18 protein-coding genes are annotated in these 19,283 nt (G+C 47.8%); all 18 read left to right on the top strand.

Annotation, left to right across the window (positions count from 1 at the left end; translation table 11 throughout):
- The first annotated feature begins 12 nt into the window (after window positions 1-12).
- The 18 genes from BLU78_RS01435 to BLU78_RS01350 all read left to right on the top strand — a co-directional run bounded on the left by BLU78_RS01435 (window position 13) and on the right by BLU78_RS01350 (window position 19,279).
- On the top strand, window positions 13-2,439 hold the full coding sequence (locus tag BLU78_RS01435; RefSeq protein ID WP_026020584.1) for a GumC family protein: 2,427 nt from the start codon (window positions 13-15) through the stop codon (window positions 2,437-2,439).
- Window positions 2,440-3,159 (top strand): tyrosine-protein phosphatase, encoded by a 720-nt coding sequence (locus tag BLU78_RS01430; protein ID WP_010259513.1) that lies wholly within the window; start codon window positions 2,440-2,442, stop codon window positions 3,157-3,159.
- Window positions 3,156-4,061 carry a glucose-1-phosphate thymidylyltransferase RfbA gene (gene rfbA, locus BLU78_RS01425; protein WP_010259510.1) on the top strand — a complete coding sequence of 302 codons (906 nt, stop codon included), beginning with the start codon at window positions 3,156-3,158 and terminating at the stop codon, window positions 4,059-4,061. Before BLU78_RS01430 ends, rfbA begins: the two co-directional genes overlap by 4 nt.
- 3 nt (window positions 4,062-4,064) lie before the next feature.
- Window positions 4,065-4,649, top strand: coding sequence for a dTDP-4-dehydrorhamnose 3,5-epimerase (gene rfbC, locus BLU78_RS01420; RefSeq protein ID WP_010259507.1), 585 nt, complete (start codon window positions 4,065-4,067; stop codon window positions 4,647-4,649).
- Complete coding sequence (gene rfbD / locus BLU78_RS01415) at window positions 4,646-5,557, top strand: dTDP-4-dehydrorhamnose reductase (protein ID WP_010259505.1); 912 nt, start codon at window positions 4,646-4,648, stop codon at window positions 5,555-5,557. Before rfbC ends, rfbD begins: the two co-directional genes overlap by 4 nt.
- Before the next feature lies 1 nt (window position 5,558).
- Window positions 5,559-6,710 (top strand): dTDP-glucose 4,6-dehydratase, encoded by a 1,152-nt coding sequence (gene rfbB / locus BLU78_RS01410; protein WP_010259503.1) that lies wholly within the window; start codon window positions 5,559-5,561, stop codon window positions 6,708-6,710.
- Between the two features lie 53 nt (window positions 6,711-6,763).
- On the top strand, window positions 6,764-8,020 hold the full coding sequence (locus BLU78_RS01405) for a nucleotide sugar dehydrogenase (RefSeq protein ID WP_010259501.1): 1,257 nt from the start codon (window positions 6,764-6,766) through the stop codon (window positions 8,018-8,020).
- Between the two features lie 39 nt (window positions 8,021-8,059).
- Entirely contained in the window at window positions 8,060-9,148 is a 1,089-nt protein-coding gene (locus BLU78_RS01400) for an NAD-dependent epimerase/dehydratase family protein (RefSeq protein ID WP_010259499.1), read from the top strand.
- A gap of 20 nt (window positions 9,149-9,168) precedes the next feature.
- Entirely contained in the window at window positions 9,169-10,641 is a 1,473-nt protein-coding gene (locus tag BLU78_RS01395) for an oligosaccharide flippase family protein (protein ID WP_010259497.1), read from the top strand.
- Window positions 10,638-11,180 (top strand): CatB-related O-acetyltransferase, encoded by a 543-nt coding sequence (locus tag BLU78_RS01390; protein ID WP_010259494.1) that lies wholly within the window; start codon window positions 10,638-10,640, stop codon window positions 11,178-11,180. The genes BLU78_RS01395 and BLU78_RS01390 overlap by 4 nt, the downstream gene beginning before the upstream one ends.
- A gap of 88 nt (window positions 11,181-11,268) precedes the next feature.
- Window positions 11,269-12,303 carry an acyltransferase family protein gene (locus tag BLU78_RS01385; protein ID WP_010259492.1) on the top strand — a complete coding sequence of 345 codons (1,035 nt, stop codon included), beginning with the start codon at window positions 11,269-11,271 and terminating at the stop codon, window positions 12,301-12,303.
- Window positions 12,290-13,273 (top strand): glycosyltransferase family 2 protein, encoded by a 984-nt coding sequence (locus BLU78_RS01380; RefSeq protein ID WP_010259490.1) that lies wholly within the window; start codon window positions 12,290-12,292, stop codon window positions 13,271-13,273. Before BLU78_RS01385 ends, BLU78_RS01380 begins: the two co-directional genes overlap by 14 nt.
- Window positions 13,270-14,421: an acyltransferase family protein gene (locus BLU78_RS01375; RefSeq protein WP_010259488.1), complete on the top strand. Its 1,152-nt coding sequence runs from the start codon at window positions 13,270-13,272 to the stop codon at window positions 14,419-14,421. The genes BLU78_RS01380 and BLU78_RS01375 overlap by 4 nt, the downstream gene beginning before the upstream one ends.
- Window positions 14,309-15,157 (top strand): glycosyltransferase family protein, encoded by an 849-nt coding sequence (locus BLU78_RS01370; RefSeq protein ID WP_020692517.1) that lies wholly within the window; start codon window positions 14,309-14,311, stop codon window positions 15,155-15,157. The genes BLU78_RS01375 and BLU78_RS01370 overlap by 113 nt, the downstream gene beginning before the upstream one ends.
- Before the next feature lie 23 nt (window positions 15,158-15,180).
- Window positions 15,181-16,302, top strand: coding sequence for a sugar-transfer associated ATP-grasp domain-containing protein (locus BLU78_RS01365; protein WP_244886490.1), 1,122 nt, complete (start codon window positions 15,181-15,183; stop codon window positions 16,300-16,302).
- A 19-nt stretch (window positions 16,303-16,321) separates the two neighbouring features.
- Entirely contained in the window at window positions 16,322-16,912 is a 591-nt protein-coding gene (locus BLU78_RS14280; protein WP_074711967.1) for a serine acetyltransferase, read from the top strand.
- Window positions 16,909-17,859, top strand: a complete 951-nt coding sequence (locus tag BLU78_RS01355; protein ID WP_074711965.1) for a glycosyltransferase family 2 protein — start codon at window positions 16,909-16,911, stop codon at window positions 17,857-17,859. The genes BLU78_RS14280 and BLU78_RS01355 overlap by 4 nt, the downstream gene beginning before the upstream one ends.
- Before the next feature lie 10 nt (window positions 17,860-17,869).
- Entirely contained in the window at window positions 17,870-19,279 is a 1,410-nt protein-coding gene (locus BLU78_RS01350) for an MBOAT family O-acyltransferase (RefSeq protein ID WP_010259477.1), read from the top strand.
- Window positions 19,280-19,283 lie beyond the last annotated feature (4 nt).

Raw genomic sequence — 19,283 nt, 5'->3', positions numbered from 1 at the left:
AGAGATTAAAATATGTCCATCAATCAAAAAAGACCGACACAGACAGATGATTTCATCCGGGTACAGGATTTATTGTATCTGTGCCTGTCCAAATGGAAATGGTTTGTTTTGTCACTGGCTGTGACAGTCGGCATCGCCGTCTTCTACCTGCTACGAACCCCTCCGGTTTATACCCAGACGGCATCGGTATTGATCAAAGACGATTCGAAAGGCAAATCGGTCTCTTCGGACCTGGAATCTTTCTCAGAATTCGGATTGTTCCAGTCAAGCACCAACGTAAACAATGAACTGGTCGCACTCCAATCTCCGGCCGTGATGACCGAGGTCGTGAGACGCCTGCACCTGGATATGAACTACACCGTTCCCGGCCGATTCCACCGACAGGTCGCCTATGGTCCGACCCTCCCGGTCAACGTCTCGATAAATGGTCTGTCCGAAAACGAATCCGTCGGTTTCACCTTACAGGTACAGCCAGACAGCACCGTCCGGCTTTCCGATTTCACCCGCAACGGCAATGAGTTCGACGACGAGATCTCCGGAAGATTGTCCGACACGATAACCACTCCTCTGGGAATCCTGAAAATAGAGACCACACCTTACTATAAAAGCAAAGAACCGTATACGTTGTATGTCTTTCGCAGCAGCCTGCACGGAACAGTGGGGCAGTACTCCTCAAACCTGTCCGTAGCCCTGAGCAGCGAAAAGACATCGATCGTCAACCTTACATTCAGAGATCATTCCATCCAGCGTGCCGAAGATATCCTCAATACGCTGATCTCCGTTTACAACGAGAACTGGGTAAAGGATAAAAACCAAATCGCGGTCAGCACCTCGATGTTTATCAACGAACGTTTGAGGGTGATCGAGCGGGAGCTCGGAAACGTGGACGAGGACATATCGTCGTACAAGAGCGAACATCTGCTACCGGACGTGCAGGCGGCTTCCAGTATGTACATGGCGCAGAGCAATCAGACGAACGCCCTGATACTCACGCTGAACAACCAGCTCTACATGACGCGTTACATCCGAAACTATCTAACTAACGACGCCAATAAAAACCAACTGCTTCCGGCCAACTCGGGCATAGAAAGCGCCAACATAGAATCGCAGATCGCAGAATACAACAGACAGTTGTTGCAGCGCAACAGTCTGGTTGCCAACAGCAGTACGCAAAACCCGCTGGTCGTGGATATGGATCAGGCTTTGACCGCCATGCGACATGCCATAGTCCAGTCCATCGACAATCAGATCGTGACGTTGAATGCACAGATCGAGAGTTTACAGCGAAGCGAACAGCAGACGACATCCCGTATCGCGGCCAATCCCACCCAGGCAAAATACCTGCTTTCGGTGGAACGTCAGCAGAAAGTAAAGGAAGCACTGTATCTGTTCCTGCTTCAAAAACGCGAGGAAAACGAGCTGTCGCAGGCATTCACGGCTTACAACACCCGCATCGTCACCCCGCCAAGCGGCAGTATGCAGCCGACGGCACCGGTCCGGAAAAACATCCTGCTGGTAGCAATCGCATTGGGACTGCTTATCCCGGTAGTCATCATCTTCCTGAGGGAGAATATGAACACGAGAATCCGGGGACGCAAAGACCTGGAAGGCATTACCGTACCGTTCATCGGCGAGATCCCGCTCTTTACACACCGAAAAAAGGGATTGTTCAGGAACAAAGCGGCCGATGTGAAAGCCATCGTGGTTCGGGAAGGGTGCCGCGACATCATCAACGAGGCTTTCCGGGTGCTACGCACCAATTTGGAGTTCATGATCGGCAAAGATAGGAAATCGAATGTCATCGTTATAACCTCGTTCAACCCGGGCAGCGGCAAATCCTTCCTGACTATGAACATCGCCGTAAGTCTTGCCATCAAGGAAAAGAAAGTGCTGGTTATCGACGGCGACCTGCGCCACGCGTCCAGTTCCGCCTACGTCAATTCGCCTAAACTGGGATTGAGCGACTATCTGGGCGGGCGCGTGGTGCGTCTTGCCGACGTCATCGTAACCGACACGAACCACAAGCATCTGAATATCCTGCCCGTGGGAACCATACCGCCCAATCCGACCGAACTGTTGTTCGATGATCGGTTGAAACAAACGATCGATACCGTAAGGGAGCAATACGACTACGTGCTAATTGACTGTCCGCCGATCGAGCTGGTCGCTGATACGCAGATCATCGAAAAACTGGCAGACCGGACTATCTTCGTGATCCGCGCCGGACTGCTCGAACGGAGCATGCTCGTTGAGCTGGAAAAGATCTACGACGAGAAAAAGTACAAGAATATGTCCATGATCCTGAACGGCACCGAAGAGAGCGGAGGCCGTTACGGATACAGATACGGCTACCGTTACGGTTATCACTACGGTTACGGCTCAGGATACCACTATGGCTCCGACGAGAAGCGGAGGGGGGGGGAAATGGCTGGTCGTTAAATGATTGAAACCATGAATCTCTGGCCGTTCAGAAAGCGCGTTTCATTGCAGGACAGCGGCATTTTCAACGGGTTCACCGATTGGCACTGCCACATTCTGCCGGATGTGGACGACGGTGTGCGGACAATGGGAGAGTCTTTGGAAATTCTGCATCTATACGAAAAGCTGGGAATAAAATCTGTATGGCTCACGCCGCACATCATGGAGGACATTCCCAATACCACCGCTCATCTGCGGAAACGTTTCACCAAACTGCAAGCCTCTTATTCGGGAACCGTTGAACTACACCTCGCCGCGGAAAACATGCTCGATAACCTCTTCGAGGAACGGCTGGAAAAGAATGACCTATTGCCATTGGGCAAGAATGGTGACCATTTACTGGTAGAAACCAGTTATTTCAATCCGCCGATGGACTTGTACGGCATATTGGAGCGAATCAAAGCAAAAGGCTACTATCCGGTCCTCGCACATCCGGAACGGTATGTCTATATGGAGAAAAAAGAATACCAACGGGTAAAAGACATGGGGGTGAAGTTGCAGCTCAATCTCTTCTCAATAGTCGGCACATATGGAAAACATATCCAAGAAAAAGCCGAACAACTTCTGAAATTCGGGATGTATGATTTAATCGGGAGTGATTTACACTCGGAAAAATCAAGCACAGTTTATTCCCAAACGCTAATGAAAAACAAAATCCGAAAAAGTATTTTAACGATATGAAAGGAATCGTTTTGGCTGGAGGTTCCGGCACCCGTCTTTATCCCATAACCAAGGGAGTCAGCAAGCAGTTGCTACCAATTTATGACAAACCGATGATTTACTATCCCATTTCCGTGTTGATGCTGGCTGGAATACGGGAGATACTTATCATTTCCACTCCTCACGACCTTCCCGGCTTCAGACGACTTTTAGGCGATGGCTCTGACTACGGCGTGCATTTCGAATATGCCGAACAACCTTCGCCCGATGGTTTGGCGCAGGCTTTTCTGATCGGAGAAAAGTTCATCGGAAATGATTCCGTATGTCTTGTGTTAGGTGACAACATTTTTCATGGAACGGGATTTTCCAAACTGCTGAAAGAAGCCGTGAGGAATGCGGAAGAGGCAGCCCAGGCAACAGTATTCGGTTATTGGGTCAACGATCCGGAGCGTTATGGTGTAGCGCAATTCGATGCGGACGGCAACTGCCTGTCGATCGAAGAGAAACCTGCACTCCCGAAATCAAACTATGCAGTCGTAGGGCTCTATTTCTATCCAAACAAAGTCGTCGATGTCGCCAAGCATATCACCCCCTCTGCACGGGGTGAGTTGGAAATCACTGCAGTCAACCAAGCATTTCTGCAAGAAAAAAGGTTGCAAGTACAGACTTTGGGACGAGGCTTCGCGTGGCTGGATACGGGCACGCACGATTCACTGGCGGAGGCATCCATTTTCATTGAAGTAATTGAGAAAAGACAGGGATTGAAAATAGCGTGTCTGGAAGGAATAGCCTACCGCAAAGGGTGGATCGACAAAGAAAAAATGGCTGAACTGGCCCGACCGATGCAGAAGAACCAATACGGCCGATATCTATTGAAAGTAATCGATGAAGTGACACACACGGTCAAGGAAAATCTGGACTGACTTATGGATATAACTAAGACTGATATAGAGGGTGTGGTGATTATCGAGCCGCGCATCTTTAAGGACGAAAGAGGCTATTTCTTCGAATCGTTCTCGCAACGAGAATTTGAAGAAAAAGTACGAAAGATCAACTTCGTGCAGGATAACGAAAGCATGTCCTCCTATGGGGTGATGCGTGGATTGCATTTCCAGCGGCCGCCTTTTACCCAGAGCAAATTAGTACGTTGCGTAAAAGGGCGTGTATTGGATGTGGCAGTGGATATTCGTAAGGGCAGTCCCACCTATGGACAACATGTGGCAGTGGAACTGACCGAAGATAATCACCGCCAGTTTTTCGTGCCGCGCGGCTTTGCACATGGTTTTTCCGTATTAAGCGAAACTGCTATTTTCCAATACAAGTGTGACAATTTCTATACCCCAAAAGCGGATGGAGGCATCAATATCAAGGATGAAAGTTTGGGTATCGATTGGCAAATTCCAATGGAGAATGCCATTCTATCCGAAAAAGATATCAAGCACATATGCTTGGAGGATTTTGATTCTCCTTTCGATTACAATATCGATCTTTATCCCGAATTTGAACGATGAATATACTTGTAACAGGAGCCAACGGACAACTCGGCAACGAAATGCGATTAGTGGCCCAAAGCAGTAACGATCGGTATTTCTTCACCGATGTTAATCAGGCGGAAGGCGTAGAAACCCTCTATCTGGATATAACGGATCGGGAGGCCATTAGGAAAATGGTGACGGATTACCGGATAGATGCCGTTGTGAATTGTGCCGCCTATACCAATGTGGATGCCGCCGAAAATAATAAAGCATTAGCTGAAAAACTTAACGCAGAGGCTCCGGAGAACCTTGCCAAAGCAATGAAAGAAGTTGACGGACTGCTGATCCAGATTTCCACCGACTATGTGTTTGGCAAGGAACCTTATAATATTCCTTGCAATGAAGAGCAGCAAGGTACTCCTACGGGCGTGTACGGTCTGACAAAACGGCACGGAGAACAAAAGGTCATTGCCACAGGATGCAAGTATATCATCATCCGTACAGCATGGCTGTACAGTGAGTTCGGCAAGAACTTCTGCAAGACGATGATGAACTTGACAGCTACTAAGCCGCAGTTGAAAGTAGTGTTCGACCAGACCGGTACACCGACCTATGCACTCGATCTGGCAAAAGCCATTAAATGTATATTGACTGATTACAGCCAAGAAATGGCACATGAACGGTATAGCAAGACGGGGATCTACCACTATTCCAACGAAGGAGTTTGCTCGTGGTATGATTTCGCCAAAATGATTGCCGGATATAACGGCACAACCGCCTGTGATATACATCCCTGCCACAGCGGCGAATTTCCCAGTCCTGTCATACGCCCCTCTTATTCGGTTTTGGATAAGACAAAAATTAAAAAGACTTTCGGCATCCGGATTCCTTATTGGACGGATTCGCTGAAAAAATGCATCACGAACCTTAAAAACGAAAACTAATATGGCAAAGAGAAATATCGCAATCACCGGAGGTGCCGGATTTATTGGTAGTCACGTAGTGCGTCTGTTCGTTAACAAATATCCGGAGTATAACATCATTAACTTGGATAAGTTGACATACGCCGGAAACTTGGCTAATCTGAAAGACATCGAGGATAAGCCCAACTACAAGTTCGTAAAGATGGATATTTGCGACTTCGAGGCTTTCTACAAACTGATGCAGGAGGAACACATAAACGGCATTATCCATCTGGCAGCCGAAAGCCATGTGGACCGCAGTATCAAAGACCCTTTCACCTTTGCCCGCACCAATGTAATGGGAACTCTCTCTTTGTTGCAAGCCGCCAAATTATACTGGGAGTCCTTACCGGAAAAGTATGAGGGCAAACGTTTCTACCATATCTCTACCGATGAAGTGTACGGGGCATTGGCGATGAATCATCCCGAAGGTATCAAACCTCCGTTTACCACCACAGCATCTTCTACTGAACATCATTTGGCATACGGAGACGATTTCTTTTACGAAGAAACGAAATACAATCCGCACAGCCCTTATTCCGCCTCGAAAGCAAGCAGCGACCATTTTGTCCATGCTTACCACGATACCTACGGAATGCCAACGATCATCACCAACTGCTCCAACAACTACGGGCCTTATCAGTTTCCGGAAAAGCTAATACCGCTTTTCATCAACAATATCCGTCATCGCAAGCCACTCCCCGTTTATGGCAAAGGCGAGAACGTACGCGACTGGCTTTTTGTGGAAGACCATGCCCGTGCCATCGACGTAATTTTCCATGAAGGCAAGGTGGCAGAGACCTACAATATCGGAGGCTTCAACGAGTGGAAGAATATCGACATTATCAAGGTAGTGATAAAGACTGTTGATCGCCTGTTAGACCGTAAAGAAGGCGAAGACCTGGCCCTGATAACCTATGTGCCCGACCGTTTGGGACACGATGTCCGCTATGCGATTGACTCCACCAAACTCCAAAAAGAATTGCAATGGGAACCTTCCTTGCAGTTTGAAGAAGGAATTGAGAAAACGGTACGGTGGTATCTGGAGAATCAAGAATGGATGGACAACATCACTTCCGGTGAATATGAAAAATACTATAAGGAGATGTATGAAGATAAAGATATACCAAATTAACAATTCTTTACCAATTCAATATTTCACAGTCATATATTCAATAATAAATTACAATGAACAATGACAAAGACCTCAAAATAGCCGTAGCAGGAACAGGCTATGTCGGGATGAGCATTGCTACGCTGCTGGCACAACACCATCAAGTGACGGCCGTGGATGTCATTCCCGCAAAGGTAGAGTTGATTAACCAGCGCAAGTCTCCTGTACAGGATGAATATATAGAGAAATACTTGGCGGAAAGACCACTGAGCCTGACAGCGACTCTCGATGGTGCGACAGCCTATCGCGACGCGGACTTTGTCGTCATTGCCGCCCCCACCAACTACGATCCGGTAAAGAACTATTTCGATACCTCTCATGTGGAAGAAGTCATCGAGTTGGTAAAGAGCGTCAACTCTAATGCCATTATGGTCATTAAGAGTACCATTCCGGTTGGTTATACCGAGAGTGTACGAAAGAAATTTGATACGGAAAACGTCATCTTTTCACCGGAGTTCCTGCGTGAGAGCAAGGCTTTATATGATAACCTCTATCCCAGCCGTATCATTGTGGGGAGGCCGGAGGGCAATGCCTGTCTGGACGAAGCGGCGCATACTTTCGCCGCCTTGTTACAGGAAGGAGCTATTAAGGATAATATTGATACTCTTTTCATGGGACTGACCGAGGCTGAAGCCGTAAAATTGTTTGCCAACACCTATTTAGCCTTGCGTGTGAGCTATTTCAATGAGTTGGATACCTACGCCGAAATGAAAGGATTGGACACGCAGGCTATCATCAATGGCGTGAGTCTCGACCCTCGTATCGGCACACATTACAATAACCCGTCATTTGGTTACGGAGGTTACTGCCTGCCCAAAGACACGAAACAACTGCTTGCCAACTATGCGAATGTTCCAGAGAATCTGATACAGGCCATTGTAGAGAGCAACTGTACCCGCAAGGATTTCATTGCCGACCGTGTGCTGAACAAAGTCGGCTATTACGACTATTACAATCGGGGCGATTTCAATTCCAAAGAGGAAAAGAAATGCGTTATCGGAGTCTATCGCCTGACCATGAAGTCAAACAGCGACAACTTTCGCCAATCATCCATCCAAGGGGTAATGAAACGCATCAAGGCAAAAGGAGCTGAAATAATCATTTATGAGCCGACATTGGAGGATGACAGCACCTTCTTCGGCAGCCGTGTGATAAATGACCTGCAAGCATTCAAGGCACAAAGCCAGGCCATTATCGCCAACCGCTATGATGCCTATTTGGACGATGTGCAGGAAAAGGTATATACCCGTGACATATTCAGAAGAGACTGAAATCTCTTTGAACACCGGAAACAGACAAAGAACAAGAACATGCTCACAAAAAACATAACACTGGAAGGCAGAACCATACTGGTTACGGGTGCGGTCGGCTTTATCGGTGCTAACCTATCCAAAAGGTTGCTGCGCGATATTGCGGGCGTCAGGGTGGTAGGCATCGACAATATGAACGACTACTACGACGTCCGCCTGAAAGAGGAACGGCTGAAAGACCTCTCGTCCCATCCATCGTTTTCGTTTGTAAAAGGAGATATAGCAAATAAATCCACAATAGACAGCCTCTTCGCAGAATACCGTCCGTCCGTGGTTGTCAATCTCGCCGCACAAGCAGGAGTTCGCTACAGTATCATTAATCCGGATGCCTACGTCGCGTCGAATCTGACAGGTTTCTACAATATCCTGGAGGCTTGCCGTCATTCTTACGACAATGGCCGAACGGGAGTGGAACACTTGGTGTATGCCAGTTCCAGCAGCGTGTATGGCAGTAACAGGAAAGTGCCTTACTCCACCGACGACAAGGTGGACAACCCCGTAAGCCTTTATGCCGCCACTAAGAAGAGCAACGAACTGATGGCACATGCATACAGCAAGCTCTACAACATCCGCTCTACGGGTTTGCGCTTCTTCACCGTATATGGCCCGGCAGGGAGGCCGGATATGGCCTACTTCGGCTTCACGGAGAAATTAGTGACAGGAGAAGCCATCAAGATATTCAATTACGGCAATTGCCAGCGCGATTTCACCTATATCGACGACATTGTGGAAGGGATTGTGCGTGTGATGCAGCACGCACCCGAACAGAGCAACGGCGAAGACGGCCTGCCTGTCCCGCCTTACAAGGTCTATAATATAGGCAACAACCGCCCCGAAAATTTACTGGACTTCGTTACCATATTGCAAGAAGAGTTAGTGCGCGCTGGAGTTTTGCCTGTCGGCTATGATTTTGAGGCGCACAAAGAGTTTGTGCCCATGCAGCCCGGAGATGTCCCGGTAACATATGCCGACATCACCCCTTTGGAAGAAGATTTCGGCTTCAAGCCTGCAACACCTCTAAGAGTCGGCTTGAGGAAGTTTGCGGAATGGTACAAAAATATGTGGGTTGACTGTCGGGAGCCCCGCTGAAAGCAGATAACGGGTTCAAGATGAATAGTGTCGATAAGAATAAGGGATACAAGACTTCGGCAAAAGGCATTGCACTTTTTGGCGGATTACAGATATATAAAATTCTGCTGAGTGTCATTCGCACAAAATGCAGTGCCCTGTTTCTGGGTCCAAGCGGTTTTGGTATATACAGTTTGATTACCTCCACCCTTACGTCTCTTGAAATGGTGACAAACTGCGGACTCGGCACAAGTTCTGTCAAAGATATTGCCCATGTCCAGGACGACATGACAGAAGTGGCGAAAGTATATCGCGCGCTGAATCGTTTTGTTTGGATCACAGGACTTGTAGCGACTGTGTTATGTGTATGTGGCGCAAAATACTTGAGCATTTCTGCATTTGGGAATCCAGATTATACTATTGCGTTTGTTTTTGCCGGCTTTTCATTACTTGTCAACCAACTTATAACAGGACAGGGTGCATTATTGACAGGGTTGAGAAAGTACAAATTCATGGTGCGACTGAACATTTGGTCGAATACCTTGGGGTTGGTTGTCACCGTTGTGCTCTATTGGTTGTGGGGTGTAAAGGCCATTGTGCCGGTGATTATATCTACTGCAATGCTAAACCTGCTGTTCTCCTGCTATTATGCAAAGTTGATATCCCTTCCCAAGGTTGCCCTTTCCGTAAGAGAAATCTGGCAGAGGGGGAAACGAATGTTTAAAATGGGGATGCTTATTTCACTCGGCGGTGCCTTGTCGTCGCTGGCAGGATATACTATCCGTATATTCATTTCACAGATATCGAGTGTTTTCATCGTAGGTCTGTTTACTGCTTCGTTCTCATTGGTCAATACCTATCTCGGCATGATTGTCTCGGCCATTGACAAGGACTACTATCCACGCTTATGCTCGATGGAAAGCGATACGGACAATTTCAACAGAACCATCAATCAGCAAATCGAAATGCTGGTGTTGCTGCTATCCCCCATTATCGCGGTTTTCGTCATTTTCGCGCCAGCGGTGATTTATGTCTTTTATTCGGAGAGATTTCAGTTGGCAAGCAGTTTTATGGTACTTGCGGCATTGTCGATGTACTTTTACGTCCCCGCCAAAACAATAAGCATAGCTTTTCTTGCAAAAGGCGACTCCAAAGGTTATTTTATCAATCAGTTGACATTCGTGACATATACCTTGGTGCTAAACATGATAGGGTTTCATTATGGCGAATTGTCAGGTCTTGGCATTTCGTTTCTTGCCGCCTATCTAATTTATTTGCTTCAAACCTATTTTGCCTGCCGCCGTTGCTACCTATTCAATTTCGACAAACAAATACTCATAAAAGTCGGCTTGTATATGATCTTGCTGATTGCTGCGAGTCTTGTATCGCTTTACGCGTCATCAATCATCCGGTATACGGTAGGCAGCGCTATTGTTGTTGTCACCTCGCTGATTGCCTTTATGGATTTAAACTCAAAACTGGGAATTATAAACTATTTACGCAAGAAGATATGAACTTCCTAATTCATCGCTTGTGGGCGAAATACAAAAAGATAAGAACCTGGCGAAAATATGGCAACAGTACCTTCTACCACATTGACGACGGTCAGACTGTTTTTGTAGATGGTGTAGAAACACATGGAGTTCCCATCATACATCAATATGACAACGAGTGTACATTGCATATTGGTAGATATTGCAGCATTGCCGCAGGCTGTCAGATTGTATTAGGAGGAAATCATCACACGAAATGGATTTCAACTTATGCTTTTTATCAAGAGTTGGACAAGTTTCCCTCTTTTTCCGCACTTGGAAAGGGAAACAGCGTGCGGCGCGGTGACATTGTCATCGGCAATGATGTGTGGATAGGCAGAAATGTGTTGATTTTGCCGGGCAGCCATATCGGCGACGGATCCGTGATAGGTGCGGGCAGCGTCGTGGCCGGAACCATTTCCCCGTACAGCATCGCTGTCGGCAATCCGTGCAAGGTGGTAAAAAGCCGGTTCACGGAAAGTCAAATCCAGTCGTTAGAAGCTATTGCGTGGTGGAATTAGCCGTATGAGAAAATCAATGAAAATCTTCATTTGATTTGCAGCGAGGACATTGAGTCGTTCATTGAAATGTGTGTGGGGGGGGGTAAATATGTATCAGCAGCTTAATAACAAAATGGGGGGGGGTACTGGGAGAAAGAGCAACTTCGAACTTCTGCGAATTGCTTCCATGTTTCTGGTAGTTCTTACGCACTATGTGCCTACACGGGATGGCGTGTCGGCGGACACGTTCCTTCAGAGTACAGCCGCAACACTGTGCACGCTCGAACTCCATTCGCTGTCTATAGTATGCACACATTGCTTTGTGCTGATTTCCGGCTACTTCGGCATTCGACTCTCGTGGAAGTCGTTCGCCAACCTGTTATATCAGATGCTTTTCTGGAGCGGGGCGAGCGTGCTGACAGCCGCTGCGATAGGACTGCCGGTTTCCGTCGGCCTGTTTCTGAAAGGCATCGTGTGGGGGTGGTTTCCTTGGGCATATATTATACTGATGATACTCTCTCCGATGATAAACGCATTTATTGAGAAATGCGGAATGCATGGGTTAGGCAGATACATTATAGTATTTTATCTTCTCAGCACGATAGGCGGATACCTGATGGGCTGTAGAGACTTCTTTTCCGGTATGAGTGGACTGAGTTTAGTGGGGCTTTATCTGATAGGAGCATATTTGCGCAGATGTGAGTTTAAGCCGTTTCAACATACTTCAAAAGTCAACTTTGCCATATATCTTATACTTGGTCTCGCACTGCTCGTTGTAAATGTACTACTGTTGCTGACAGGCATAAACAGTAGCCCATACGGATATCTGAATCCGGTGGTAATTGTAATGGCTATATATCTGTTCCTGACTTTCACCAGAATGGACATCGGTAGCCGGTCGCTTATCAACGGAGTGGCCGCTTCAGCCTTTTCCGTCTATCTGTTCCACTGCCACCCTGCAATAGGAGGTTGGATAAGCCAAGGATGGACAAGAATCAATGAGGCTTGCGGCCCTTATCTCGCCATCCCAGTGGCAGTAGTCTCGTTCATTGCCATCTTTGCGTTCTGCTGTGCGGTGGACCGCTTGCGTATTTATTCATTCAAAATCATAAGCAACAAAGTGTTCAATAATGGAAAAGGTTAGTATAATCGTGCCAATGTACAACGTGGAAAAGTATATCAGACGTTGTCTGGAATCCCTTCTGACACAGACATATCCCCTTGTTGAAATCATCGCCATCAGCGACGCATCCCCCGACAAGTCGGCCGTCATAGCGAATGAAATGGCTGCAGAAGTGGCCTGCAACGTAACGAGTGTGGTGGGAGGGGGGGGGAAACTGCTGAATGTCATCATTTTAAAGAAAAATGTCGGACTTGGCAGCGTGCGAGACATAGGCGTGGGAATGGCTTCGGGGAAATATGTGATGTTTGTAGACTCCGACGACTATGTTCACCCTCAAATAGTGGAGACCTGCGTCAACGCCATGGAAAGTGGCAATTGCCAGATGGCGCAGGTCGATTATGTGCGTACCTCGGCTTTTACAGCCGACTTCCGGCTCATTGCGCAGCCACAGTGCGAAATCGTGGAGGGTTTGCATATCGAAGATTGTAGCGATCATATTAGCTGCGCGAAGCTGTATTTGACTGACATCATAAGGAAACATGGGCTGAAAATGATCTACCGTTCGTTCGAAGACACCGCATTTACCCGGGCGTACAGCCTTCTCTGCAAGAAAGCCGTGTTTATACATGAGGTGATGTATTTCTACTATGTAAATCCGGATTCAGCTACGGCAACGATGTCGGCGGCGAAAATCAGCCAGTCGATAGCAAGGGCAAATGACGTGATAGAGGTCTATAAGCAGCATGGCCTAACGCAGAAGGCGGAAGTGTACCGGCTCGCTTCGCAGAAGGTGCTGATAAGAAATCTGCTCAGAATGCCGAAAGGCACCAAACTGGAATTGACGGCCGACATGACGGTTCACCCTGACACCCACCGGGTTATCAAACTTTTCAACGGCCACCGCATTCTTTTCGGCCTGTATGGCTGCAGCCGTCTGGGGTTGAAATTTACTGTAAAACATATTTTGAAGACAATAGGCCTGATGAAATGACAGCACAACAGCGTGACAACGTTTTCGATATCATGAAAGGCCTGGCCATCATCTCGGTGGTAGCAGGCCATTGCGGTGTGCCGATTGTAGAGGGGTTTGTCAACCAATACCACCTTGCGACATTCTATTTCGTGGCGGGTTATTTTTTCAGCCCTCACTACATTGATGATGCGAAATCTTTTGTAGTGAAACGAATAAAACGGCTCTACCTTCCTTTTGTGTGTTACGGACTGGCGTTTTTGCTCCTCCACAACGTATTCTGCTCGCTGGGGCTTTATCGCACCGATGCTGTCTATTCTACTGGGGATTTCTTTCGCAACGGGCTGCGTCTGCTCTTTCAACTGGTATCGTTCGAGCCATTTATGGGTGCCATGTGGTTTGCGTCCTCACTGCTGACGGTGTCCGTTGTCTACGTTGCGGTGCGAAAAATCAGCGGACCGCATGGTCTGAAAACCGCATGGGGGGGGGTGATTTTATGCACCCTTATAGGTTTTCTATGTATAAAACTGCACGTCAAGAATCCTCTTTGCATATGGAATGCAATAATCGTTGTGATGATTTACCATTTAGGTGCAGTTTTTAAGAAATACCAACTGCTGCAGCGCTACGTCAACTCGGGTGTTACTCTCACTTGCATAATACTCACTGTCGGCCTCTATATGTTGGGTGGCATTGTGCGCCTGCAGCCATCGGAGATGATTTCGAATAACCCGTTGCTCTTTTTTGTCGTCCCTATTGTAGGGGTCGCTATGGTATACGGCGTGTCGAAGTGGATTAGCCGGACGCGGATTGCCAGCGCCATCGCCCGTTGCGGCGACCGATCGTTTGAGATAATGGCACTTCACTTAATCAGTTTCAAGCTCGTAGCCGTAGTCCACGTCTTCATTGAAGGAGGCGGATTTGCCCATCTTTCCGATTTCCCTGTCTACGGTGAGAATCTGGCGTGGTGGACACCGCTGTATGTGCTTGTGGGGTGCGCCGTCCCGATAGCGGCAGGCCGCCTCATGGATAAAGTAAAATCATCATTTTACCGTAATGATAGGAATCGTAATCGTATCGTACAAGAATCAAGACGGCACTGTAGCGTTTATCAACGAGCAGCTGCCGAAGATCGGCGTTCCGTGGAAAGCCGTCGTTGTCGACAATAGCCCTCAGGAAAATGTGGGAAAAGCAATAGCAGAAAGGTGCGGCGGAGTCCTGCTCCGGCATCCCGACGAAGCGATTGAGGAGCAGAGCCGGGTATATGTCTTTTCGACCCTGAAGAATCTCGGTTTTGCGCGCGGCAACAATCTTGGAGCAGATATACTCGCCCGTAATTTTGCTGTAGACTATCTTCTGTTCAGTAACGACGACATCATCATCAGCGACAGCCGGGTGATGGAAAAAATGCTCCTGCAGTTTGGCAAGCAGCAGGACGTGGCGATTGTGGGGCCGCGCATTGTCGGCAAAGACAACCGCGACCAGTCGCCACACTACCATATCATTACCCCATTAAGACAGATCGGCTGGAAACTGTTCCGCCAGTTTCGGCGGAACAGGGTAGCAGTACGCCCGGCAATTGAGCCGCCGCAGTCAAGCTATTGCTATTGGGTGTCCGGCTGCTTCTTTCTAGTCAGGCAGTCTGATTTCAGCGCTGTCGGCGGCTTCGACCCGCGAACATTCCTGTATTCCGAAGAGGTGATATTGTCGGAGCGCATGAAACGCATCGGCAAACGCTCCTATTTCACGGCCAACACTAACGTTGTGCATCTGGGAGGCTGCTCCACCCAACAAGTGAACAACCGGACGCTCCGCCGCTATCTGAAGCAGAGCAACTGCATCTACTACCGTAATTACTTGCACAGTAACCCGGTCATAGTGTGGCTTTATAAAGTGATTTGTTAATGGAATTTCAACACATATAAATTATGGAACTAAAAAAAATATTGATGGGCATTGTTGTCAATGTTCCCCCGCTGTATAATTTACAGGTGTATTCGTTTTACAGACGGCAGTTTAAGCGGTATCTGCAGATGCATCATATTCCCAACGTCTCGCAGAAGGGCGAAAAGAAATATTTATCAAAGTGGGGGGGGGCTTTTTATGCAAAAATTGAGCCTTATTCATATCGCCTGTTCACGCGGTATACGGATAGTGCCAATATCGTCCCAGAGAACATTGGCCGGTGCTTTCTGGAAACTAAGCTGAACCCGGTAGCGATGCGTCCCGTGTATGAGGACAAGAACATGTTCCCCTATTTCATCGGCAGGGACGTTGTCCCTGCCACCATTCTGTGCCGAATGAACGGCGGCCCCTTGCTGGACGGTAACTTTCAGCCGGCAACAAACGACATCAAGGCGTATTTTGACAACCGTACACCGCTGATAATCAAACCCTCTGTGGGAAGCTCAAGTGGTCAGGGCATTCACTTGTTCACCTGGTCGGAAAAAGAAGGCGCATATATCTCTCAAAAAGACAATTCCCGGCTTACAAAAGAATTTCTGATGAGCTATAACGCAAACTTTGTCCTGCAGAAAGCCGTAGAGCAGCATAAGGACATCGCACGGTATAATCCGACATCGGTCAACACCTTGCGCATCGCCGTCTACCGGTCGTGGAAGGACGAGAAACCCCATGTGCTGGCGAGCATCATGAGAGTTGGCAAGACAGGTGCATTTGTCGACAACGCACACGCCGGCGGTGTGTTTGTGGGCATCAATGCCGAAAACGGAAAAGTCGGAGAAAAACTTTTCGATCAATACGGAATGACGACATCGTCGTGGAATGGGCTGGACTATGCCGGAAATGATTTCTACATTCCACATTGGGAAGAAATCAAGGAATTTGTGTGCAACGCCTCGAAAAAGATAATACACCATAGGTTATTCGCCTTTGATATCTGCCTGAACGCAGATGCAAAGCCTATGCTGATAGAATATAATCTGAATTCATTCTCTTATTGGCTTTTCATGTTCACCGGCCAGAACCCTCTGGGGAACTACACTGATGAAATCATAGAGTTCTGCAGAACAAGAGAGAGGCGATCGTAATTGTAAAATGTTTTGAAAAATGAAACGACTGTTTGTTTATGTGAATTATGTCAGATTTTTGCCCTGCTGGTGCTTTTTTAGGCTTCTGTCGGCAGAATTGCAGTCTCTGATAAAACAGGATTTCGTCCGCTGGATGAAGATTCTAAGGCAGAAAGACGGAGCTGCCATCACCCTGTATGATTTCGTCGACCTACTGCTGTTTTTCCCTCATTTCCGCAGTCTGGTATATTCGCGGCTGAAAACAGAGCGGACCTATGCAGCCAAGGTTTGCGGAATATTCGCATCGCCGCTTCCTTTGCTGGATATTGATAGTCAGCATATTGGGGGGGGGCTCTTCATTCAGCATGGCTACGGTACAATTATCGCCCCGCGTTCAATCGGTAAGAATTGTTGGGTGAATCAAGGAGTGACGATAGGATACACCAATGCCACCGACTGTCCGACGATAGGCAACAATGTGACCATCTACTGCGGCGCAAAGGTTCTGGGCAATGTCACCGTGGGCGACAATTCTGTCATAGCCGCCAATGCAGTGGTAGTAAAAGATGTGCCGCCAAATGTGGTGGTAGGGGGTGTTCCCGCAAAAATAATCAAGCATATCGAAGCATGAAAGATTTGACAGTCATTATACCGGTCTACAATGCAGCATTGCTGATCGACCGATGTCTGGATTCCATCTTTTCGCAACGGGGAGAGTATCAGATTGAGGTGATTTGCGTGAACGACGGCAGCACCGACGATTCCGTTGAGCGGATACAGCGTCGTCAGGAGACGTCCATCCGTTTGATAACCCAGCAGAACAGCGGCCCGGCCAGTGCCCGCAATAAAGGCATTTTTGCCGCCGAAGGGCGCTGCATCGCGTTTCTTGATGCCGATGACTATTGGATGCCGGACTTTGTGGAACGGACGCTGGGATTCCTCCACGCCCATCGGGAATGCATTGCAGTGAGCGTAGGCCAGCGGCACATCACCATGAGCGGGGAATCGGTCAAGCCCGACGGAATAGAGAACTTCGACGGACCGATGGTGCTCGGCGACTTTTTTGAGTTTTGGGCGAAGTACAATCACATCTGCACCGGCAGCATCGTCATCCGCACGGAAGCGGCCTGTAGGGCGGGAGGACAGCGTGAAGACCTGCGGATATGCGAGGATCTGGAGTATTGGGCATTGCTCGCCACATACGGCACAGTGGGTTTCATCCCGGAGGTGCTGTTTGTTAGTGACGGGCTGAAAGTGACCCAAAAAATAGGCTGGGTGGAGAAGAACAAAAAAAGATGGGCGTCGGCACCTACAGTGGAGAACTGGGAAAAAAGGATAGCGGTCCGAGGCGCGGCTTTTTCGCCTCATTATGTCAAGGCACGAGGGAAAATAGCGCGAAACCTGTGCTACTCCATGATGCTGTCAAAGCGCACGGATTTGGCGTTCAGCCAAATTAGAAAGTATCAGAATGATTTTCCCAAGGGCTTAATGACAACGATTTTCAGAATGGGTGCTGTCAACCGGATTATGTGGAAGATAGTGTCAGGCTTGCTCATATATCGCGAATATCACAGATAAAAACAACGCAATGCTATTCAACAGTTTTGATTTCGTATTTTTCTTTCTTATAGTAGGGTGCATCACCCTGCTGCTGAACCGTATGCGCAAGGTTCAGGTGCGAAATGCGTTTTTGCTTTTGTCGAGCTACATATTCTATGGCTCGTTCAATATTTGTTTTTTATCCATACTGCTCTTTATCACGATTGTTACCTACATCGGCGGGCTGTGTCTGAACAAAGTGTCAAACAAAAAACTGTTGACAGGCTTTGTTGTGATACTTTCACTCCTACCTTTGTTCACTTTCAAATATTCCTACTTCTTGCTCTATGAGGCGCTGCGCCTGCCGCTTGCACCGGATTGGACCGCCGGTTTGATATTGCCGGTCGGAATATCTTTCTTCACATTTCAGGCCCTTACATACACGATTGACCTATACCGGGGCAAGATAGAATGTTGCAAAAACATTATCGACTACAGTCTGTTCGTGTCTTTCTTCCCGACAGTCCTTTCCGGCCCGATAGAAAAAGCGCGCAACCTGATGCCGCAGCTCAAAAAGCCGCAAAGCGTCAGCCTCAATGACGTGATGACCGGTGTCGGTTTCTTCGCATGGGGATTATTCAAGAAAACCGTTATCGCCGACAGACTGTCGCAATATGTCGATTGGGCATATTCGTCGGCAGAATATGTGTCGGGCGGCACGCTGGCGCTGGCGGTTGTTTTTTATAGTATACAAATATATTGTGATTTCAGCGGCTATTCGGATATGGCCATCGGCACAGCCCGCTGTATTGGTATAAGGCTTTCAAACAATTTCAACTTTCCCTATTTCAGTACAAAAATAAAGGATTTCTGGCGCAAATGGCACATATCCCTGACATCGTGGTTCACGGAGTATGTCTATTTCTCCTTGGGCGGCAACCGGGTGAAAATGAAGGCAAGATGGATATTCAACATCTCCATGGTATTCCTGTTAAGTGGAATATGGCACGGAGCTGCATGGAATTTCTTGTTATGGGGAGTGATTCATGCCATGCTGTATTTGAGCGAGTACGCCGTCGGACTGCATAAGAAAGAACATCGCTACATGAACCTGTTGCAGAAATCCATAGCCGGATGTTGCGTGTTTTTGCTGGTAAGTTTTGCCTGGGTGTTTTTTAGAATAGATGATATTTCTACGATATTCATGGTCTTTTCCAAAATAGCTTCAGCCAGTTTGTTTGATGTCATGCCCGGAGCGTCGACCATGACATTTGCCATCAATCTCCTGCTCCTAATACTGTTCGGAGGCTGTGAAATCATTATGTACAGAAACAGGGAAGATGGCGACGCCGTGATGTCGCGTGACACGACCGCTTTGTACGGATGGATCTGTTCGCTCTTGCTGATGACAGCCTTGTTCGGATGCTCAAACAACAGTTTTGTGTATTTTCAATTCTAAGGGA

Source organism: Alistipes timonensis JC136, from assembly GCF_900107675.1.
GTDB lineage: Bacteria > Bacteroidota > Bacteroidia > Bacteroidales > Rikenellaceae > Alistipes > Alistipes timonensis.
This window is presented reverse-complemented; position numbering and strand designations above follow the sequence as displayed.

Coding starts and splice junctions, on each gene's coding strand:
- BLU78_RS01435 (WP_026020584.1), top strand. CDS start 13: ATGTCCATCAATCAAAAAAGACCGACACAGACAGATGATTTCATCCGG.
- BLU78_RS01430 (WP_010259513.1), top strand. CDS start 2,440: ATGATTGAAACCATGAATCTCTGGCCGTTCAGAAAGCGCGTTTCATTG.
- rfbA (WP_010259510.1), top strand. CDS start 3,156: ATGAAAGGAATCGTTTTGGCTGGAGGTTCCGGCACCCGTCTTTATCCC.
- rfbC (WP_010259507.1), top strand. CDS start 4,065: ATGGATATAACTAAGACTGATATAGAGGGTGTGGTGATTATCGAGCCG.
- rfbD (WP_010259505.1), top strand. CDS start 4,646: ATGAATATACTTGTAACAGGAGCCAACGGACAACTCGGCAACGAAATG.
- rfbB (WP_010259503.1), top strand. CDS start 5,559: ATGGCAAAGAGAAATATCGCAATCACCGGAGGTGCCGGATTTATTGGT.
- BLU78_RS01405 (WP_010259501.1), top strand. CDS start 6,764: ATGAACAATGACAAAGACCTCAAAATAGCCGTAGCAGGAACAGGCTAT.
- BLU78_RS01400 (WP_010259499.1), top strand. CDS start 8,060: ATGCTCACAAAAAACATAACACTGGAAGGCAGAACCATACTGGTTACG.
- BLU78_RS01395 (WP_010259497.1), top strand. CDS start 9,169: ATGAATAGTGTCGATAAGAATAAGGGATACAAGACTTCGGCAAAAGGC.
- BLU78_RS01390 (WP_010259494.1), top strand. CDS start 10,638: ATGAACTTCCTAATTCATCGCTTGTGGGCGAAATACAAAAAGATAAGA.
- BLU78_RS01385 (WP_010259492.1), top strand. CDS start 11,269: ATGTATCAGCAGCTTAATAACAAAATGGGGGGGGGTACTGGGAGAAAG.
- BLU78_RS01380 (WP_010259490.1), top strand. CDS start 12,290: ATGGAAAAGGTTAGTATAATCGTGCCAATGTACAACGTGGAAAAGTAT.
- BLU78_RS01375 (WP_010259488.1), top strand. CDS start 13,270: ATGACAGCACAACAGCGTGACAACGTTTTCGATATCATGAAAGGCCTG.
- BLU78_RS01370 (WP_020692517.1), top strand. CDS start 14,309: ATGATAGGAATCGTAATCGTATCGTACAAGAATCAAGACGGCACTGTA.
- BLU78_RS01365 (WP_244886490.1), top strand. CDS start 15,181: ATGGAACTAAAAAAAATATTGATGGGCATTGTTGTCAATGTTCCCCCG.
- BLU78_RS14280 (WP_074711967.1), top strand. CDS start 16,322: ATGAAACGACTGTTTGTTTATGTGAATTATGTCAGATTTTTGCCCTGC.
- BLU78_RS01355 (WP_074711965.1), top strand. CDS start 16,909: ATGAAAGATTTGACAGTCATTATACCGGTCTACAATGCAGCATTGCTG.
- BLU78_RS01350 (WP_010259477.1), top strand. CDS start 17,870: ATGCTATTCAACAGTTTTGATTTCGTATTTTTCTTTCTTATAGTAGGG.